At 63.4% G+C, this 4,276-nt stretch carries 3 protein-coding genes; 2 read left to right on the forward strand and 1 reads right to left on the reverse strand.

Going from position 1 to position 4,276, the window contains the following annotated elements; all coding sequences use genetic code 11:
- Both WB528_RS02000 and WB528_RS02005 read left to right on the forward strand, forming a co-directional pair.
- On the forward strand, window positions 1–1,297 hold a 1,297-nt coding region (locus WB528_RS02000; RefSeq protein ID WP_423886752.1), incomplete at its 5' end, for a glutamate synthase-related protein.
- Window positions 1,298–1,498: 201 nt separating this feature from the next.
- On the forward strand, window positions 1,499–2,947 hold the full coding sequence (locus WB528_RS02005; protein ID WP_423886753.1) for a glutamate synthase subunit beta: 1,449 nt from the start codon (window positions 1,499–1,501) through the stop codon (window positions 2,945–2,947).
- A gap of 16 nt (window positions 2,948–2,963) precedes the next feature.
- Here the strand turns inward: WB528_RS02005 and WB528_RS02010 are convergent.
- The coding region (locus WB528_RS02010) for an outer membrane beta-barrel protein (RefSeq protein WP_423886754.1) at window positions 2,964–4,276 on the reverse strand (1,313 nt) is incomplete at its 5' end.

Raw genomic sequence — 4,276 nt, forward strand, 5'->3', positions numbered from 1 at the left:
CGCGCTGCTCGGCGCCGACGAATTCGGCTTTGCCACCGCGCCCTTGATTGCTGCGGGGTGCATCATGATGCGCAAGTGCCACCTCAACACCTGCCCGGTTGGCGTCGCGACCCAGGACCCGGTGCTGCGCAAGCGTTTCACCGGCCAGCCCGAGCACGTCATCAACTATTTCTTCTTCGTCGCCGAGGAAGTCCGCGAGATCATGGCAGGCCTCGGCTATCGCAGCTTCAACGAGATGGTCGGCCAGACCCAGATGCTCGACCAGACCAAGCTTGTCGCGCACTGGAAAGCGAAGGGGCTCGATTTCTCGAAGCTGTTCGTGCGGCAGAAGGAAGAAAAGGGCCAGAAGATCTATCACGCCGAACCCCAGAACCATCATCTGGAGGCCGTGCTCGACCGCCGGTTGATCGAGAAGGCGCAGGCCGCGCTCGACCGTGGCGCGCCTGTGAAGATCGAGAGCGTGATCCACAACACCGATCGCTCCACCGGCGCGATGCTGTCGGGTGCGGTGGCCAGGATCTACGGCCATACCGGCCTGCCGCTCGACACCATCACCGTGAATTTCAAGGGCACCGCCGGGCAAGCGTTCGGCGCGTGGCTTGCGAACGGCGTCACCTTCGACCTCGAAGGCGAAGGCAATGACTATGTCGGCAAGGGCCTGTCGGGCGGACGCATCATCGTCAAGCCGCCGCGCAATTCCGCCATCGTGCCGGAAGAGTCCATCATCGTCGGCAATACCGTGATGTATGGCGCGATCGACGGGGAATGTTATTTCCGCGGCATCGCCGGCGAACGCTTTGCGGTACGCAACTCCGGCGCGATCGCCGTGGTCGAAGGCGCGGGCGATCACTGCTGCGAATACATGACCGGCGGCATCGTCGTGGTGCTCGGCAAGACCGGGCGCAATTTCGCGGCCGGCATGTCGGGCGGCGTTGCCTATGTGCTGGACGAAGCCGGCGACTTCCAGAAGCTTTGCAACATGGCGATGGTCGAACTCGAGCCGGTATTGTCGGAAGAGATGATCAACGAAAACGCCTACCACCAGTCGGGCGATCTCGAATCGCATGGCCGGGTCGACGTGTTCCAGAACCTTCTGGAGTCCGACGTCGAGCGGCTGCACGTCCTGATCACCCGCCACGCCAGGCTGACGGGCTCCAAGCGTGCGGCCGAAATCCTTGGCGACTGGAAGAGGTGGCTGCCGAAATTCCGCAAGGTGATGCCGGTGGAGTACCGCCGCGCGCTGAAGGAATTGAAGGCGAACGCCGATGCCGAACCGAAAATCGCGATCGGGGCGTAGCGCATGATCCGCAAAGGCGGGAACCGGTTTTCCGATCAGATCATGCGCAATTAAGATATCAATCCTCATGGTGAGGAGGCGCAGAAAGCGCCATCTCGAACCATGAGGCCGAGACAGGGGCCTTCATCCTTTGAGACGCGACGCAAGTGTCGCTCCTCTGGTGAGGGTCCAGGATAAGAGTTGCAGAGGCTAAGGGTTTAAATGGGCAAGGTAACCGGTTTTCTGGAAATCGAACGGCACGACCGCAAGTACGCGCCCGTCGCCGAGCGCGTGAAGCATTTTCAGGAATTCGTCATTCCCTTGACGGAAAAAGAAACGCGCGACCAGGCCGCGCGCTGCATGAATTGCGGCATTCCCTATTGCCACGGCACCGGCTCGGTGGCTCCAGGCACTCCGGGATGCCCGGTCAACAACCAGATCCCCGACTTCAACGATCTGGTTTACCAGGACAACTGGCAGGAAGCCTCCCGCAATCTGCATTCGACCAACAATTTTCCGGAATTCACGGGGCGCATTTGCCCCGCACCGTGCGAGGCCTCCTGCACGCTCAATATCGACGACAACCCGGTCACCATCAAGACCATCGAATGCGCGATCGTCGATCGCGCCTGGGAGAACGGCTGGATCAAGCCCGAGATCGCGCCGGCCAGGACCGGCAAGAAGGTCGCGGTGATAGGCTCCGGCCCCGCGGGACTGGCTTGCGCGCAGCAACTCGCGCGCGCCGGGCACGACGTGCATGTATTCGAGAAATTCGCCAAGGCCGGCGGGCTTTTGCGCTACGGCATTCCCGACTTCAAGATGGAAAAGGGCGTCATCGACCGCCGCGTGGCGCAGATGGAAGCCGAGGGCGTGACCTTTCATTATGGCGCCCATGTCGGCAACGGCGGGACCGACCCGCGCAAACTGGTCGAGGAATACGACGCCGTGGCGCTGACCGGCGGCGCGGAAGCCCCGCGCGACCTGCTCATTCCCGGCCGCGATCTCGACGGCATCCACTTCGCGATGGATTTCCTGCCGCAGCAAAACCGCCGCGTCGGCAACGAGCCGCTGGGAGCAGAGCGCGAGATTCTCGCCGGCGGCAAGCATGTGGTGGTGATCGGCGGCGGCGATACCGGCTCGGACTGCATCGGGACTTCGTTCCGGCAAGGCGCGCTTTCGGTGACCCAGCTCGAAATCATGGCCGCGCCGCCCGATCACGAGAACAAGGGCCTGACCTGGCCGAACTGGCCGCTGAAGATGCGGACCTCATCGAGCCAGGCCGAAGGCGCCAAGCGCGAATATGCGGTGCTGACGCAGAAGTTTTCGGGCGCCGGCGGCAAGGTTGCGAAGCTGCACGGCGTTGCGGTCGACGACAGGTTCAAGCCGGTCGCTGGCACCGAATTCGAACTCGACGCGCAGCTTGTGCTGCTCGCGATGGGCTTCGTGCATCCGGTCCACGAAGGGCTGTTGAAGACGCTCGGCGTCGAGCTCGACCCCCGCGGCAACGTGCAGGCCAACACCGCCGACTATCAGACGTCGCTGTCGAAGGTGTTTTCCGCCGGCGACATGCGCCGCGGGCAATCGCTGGTCGTCTGGGCGATCCGCGAGGGACGGCTGTGCGCGCGGTCGATCGACACCTTCCTGATGGGATCGACGGGCTTGCCGCGTTAACACGCCTCCAAAAAATCTAGTTCTGCACCCGCACGCCCAGCATCACGACGGTCGAAGCCGAGCTCGCCAACGGCACATTGGAATCGAGAATGTCCCGGCGCAGCGTGCCCGTGATCCAGAGGTTGCGGGTCATCTTGTAGATGAGATCGCCTTCGACCGAATAGGTTTTGTCGGAGCGGCCGTCGCCCTGATAGTCATAGGTGCCGTAGGTGAATTTGCCGACCGCCGTCAGCCAGCGGCGGAGATCGTGATCGACCTCGAACGTATAGGTGTGGGTCAGCACGCCGGAGACGCCGGGCAGCACGGTCTCGTCGATCGAGGTGGTGGAAATGAATTTCGCGGTGGTCAGCGGCGTCGCGGTCCAGATCAGCGAGGACGAGGTCAGCAATCCTGAGAGCTGGGCAAGCCGAGGGTCGGCGTAGTTGCGCTCGGCAAAGCCGACCGCGATTTCACCGGTCAGAAGGCGGGAGAATTCGAACGAGGTGCCGGCCTTGGCATAACCGCCGGTGGAATTGCGCGCATAACCCGAATTATCGATGTACTGATCGTGGAAGCGGCTGTCGGCTTCGGCTTCGACAAAGGGTTTCACGCCGGGCGTCAACTCGTAACTGACGCGGCCGACGCCGCCATACTGGTTGAAGGCGCGGTCCGCGTTGCTGGCGATGCTGCCATCGGTCAGCACGGAGTCCTGATAGGCGGTGCGATCGAAGGTTGCGCCGGCCGCAACATCCAGCCGGTTGAATTGCTGGTCAAGCCCGACCGTAGAGCCGAAGGTCGCATAGACCGGATACTTGGCGAGCCCCGCCGCAATGTTGGGGCTGCCCGGATTGTCGGTCGCCACGCGCAGGCGCAACTCCGAGGTGATGTGGGTAAAGTCCGTCACATCGACGCGGCCATCGATATGCCCGGTGAAATCCGGCCGGTCGATATTGGTCGGTGCAGGCGAGATCGTGCCGTCCACAATTGGCGAGAGGCTGTTGCCATAGCCGGTGAAGGAGCCGCGCAAATCGGCGACCAGCGCATGCCGATCCCAGTTGGAGACCGCCAGGAATTCCGGCGCGACCACCCAGAAGGCCGAGCCCTGCGGTGTGGTCGTGCGGCCGGGATTGGTGTCGTAGCCGCCGCGCAGTTCGACCGCGGACTTGATCAGGAAGCTGCCGGCATAATCGCCGACCGCGCCGAACGGATCGGTGTCGACCGGCAAAGGCCTGCGTGGCGGCTGGCCGTCGAGGGTGCCGGCCATCGCGGGCGGCATCGGCGGCCGGTTCGCGGTCAGCGATGGCGGCGGCGAAATGCGCACGCGCCCGTTCGGGTTGGTCGGGCCTTTAC

This window comes from Bradyrhizobium sp., from assembly GCF_049586575.1.
Taxonomy (GTDB): Bacteria; Pseudomonadota; Alphaproteobacteria; order Rhizobiales; family Xanthobacteraceae; genus Bradyrhizobium.